A 2,092-nucleotide genomic window follows, 5' to 3' on the forward strand; every position below is an offset into this window, starting at 1 on the left:
TCCCCCTAAGACCCGACAGCATTGTCCCGTTTCAACATCCCAAATCCGCAGCACCTTTTCATCACCACAACTCGCGATCAATTGTCCATCTGGACTAAAGGTGACGCCAAAGACTTGGCTAGTATTGCCTTGAAGCGTCCTTAAACGCTGACTCGAAATTGTGGGAGATGATATGGCAACGCCACGGTTTTGAGAAAGTTCATGACTCGATTGAGATAATCCCCAAAAGCGAACGGTTTGATCTTCTCCCCCTGTTGCCAGCATGGTTTGGTCAGGACTGAAGGCGATGCACCACACTCGATGAGTATGCCCTTCCAAAATTTTGAGGCATTGACCCGTGTCTACGTCCCAGAGACGAACCGTGTGATCCTCACTGCCGCTGCCAAGAAATTGCCCATCGGGACTGAAGGCAATAGACCAAATCCAGCTTGTATGCCCGCTCAGGGTGTTGAGGCATTGTCCGGTCTGAGTATCCCATACCCGCAGGGTTTGATCATGACTGCCACTGGCCACTCGTGTCCCATCGGGGCTGAAGGCAACGGCCAAGATCCAGTTGGTATGACCGAGCAATGTTGTTAGGCATCGACCCGTTTGCACATCCCAGATCTTGAGGGTCTTGTCTTCCCCGCCGCTAACGAGGCGTTGCCCCGCAGGATCAAATTGCACAGACCAGATGCTCTGAGTATGTCCTTCTAGTACTTTCGAGCACTCACCGTTGTGAATCGTCCAGAGGCGTAGGGTTTGATCTTCACTGCTACTGACCAGCATTTCTCCATTGGGGCTAAACATGACGGCACTAATGCGCCCTGCATGTCCGTTCAGGGTTGTGAGTTGCTGCCCTGTGTGGACGTTCCATAAAGAGAGGGTGTAGTCATCGCAGCCGCTGGCCAAGAGCGTTCCATCGGGGCTAAAGGCGACCGATCGCACCCAGTCCGTACTGCCGCTCAAGGTCAAGTGCAATTGACCGTCTGCGACCCGCCATAACAGAATGTCGCCATTACTATCTCCGGTTGCTAATAGCTGGCCATCGGGACTAAAGGCGAGGGTGATAATACTTCCAAAGGTTTGTGCCCAGACTGTGTTGGCAAACTCAGCCTGGGTGAAATTGACCTGTCGTAACTCCATTTCTTGAAGATAGGCATGCCAAATGGCCAATCTTGAAAAATCAAAGCCAGCAACATCGACTTGGAGTTGGCGACAAAGGTTTAATAGATTACCGCCGGCATAACTGGATTGGTATGCTTTTTGGCTTTTGAATATCTCTAGGCATTCCAGAATATGCGTTCTTAATTTTGCAGGCAATGGGAAGTGAGCCTGGAGTGTATGAGTAATGGGGTCTAAAATCTGTCGGCATTGACTATCTCGAATGAAATCCTTAACGGTTGTTTTGAGGAGTGCATGCTGCGTGAAGAGTGAGTAATTGTGATTGATGAGCTCTGATGAAATTTGTGCCGTTAACTGCGTCGTTACATACTCCATCACCACAGGCTGTTGAGTATACTGGCCAGACTTCGTTTCGATCAGCGATCGCCAGCACAAGGATTCCAGGGTTTCGAGCAATTGAAATTTGGAGCATGGCGGATAAATATCAGCCATCAGTTCCGCAATACTGGTCCAATTCCGATTAATGGCCAGCCAATACATGACCGTTTTCTCAAGGGGGGTGATTCGTTCAAAGTGATGATCGAGGAGCCGATTGATCCCGTTAAACAGGAACGTATCTTCTTGGATAAATAGCGAAATGTCTCCCGCAAAAACATCGCGAATGGAGCCACAAATGATTTGTAACGCTAAGGGGCTATAGCTGTAGTATTGTGCAAGCTGTTCCTTCTCCGCCTGACTTCCGAGCAGCTGCTTTGTTTCGATTAACGCTAATGCCGCCTCCGGCGACCCTGACAGCGGTAGACACTTGACCCAAGATTGAGCACCTTCAAAGGTCGCAAGTTCAGCTGATTTTTCACGACTTGTTAGTACGAAGCAGCTCTGATGATTTGCTTCTGTAACGGTTTGCAATAGATGACTGTAATCTTCATAGCCATCGCGAAACTGTCCAGCATAGACTCCACCTTTGAGAATCGTCTCCATGTTATCT

General features: G+C 49.3%; 1 protein-coding gene. It reads right to left on the minus strand.

Features of this window, described 5'->3' with window-relative positions:
* A partial coding sequence (locus tag Q0986_RS03915) for a WD40 repeat domain-containing protein (RefSeq protein ID WP_299404236.1) occupies window positions 1–2,085 on the minus strand: 2,085 nt, incomplete at its 3' end.
* Window positions 2,086–2,092: the final 7 nt, after the last annotated feature.

It is taken from the genome of Acaryochloris sp. IP29b_bin.148, assembly GCF_028285565.1.
Taxonomy (GTDB): Bacteria; Cyanobacteriota; Cyanobacteriia; order Thermosynechococcales; family Thermosynechococcaceae; genus Acaryochloris.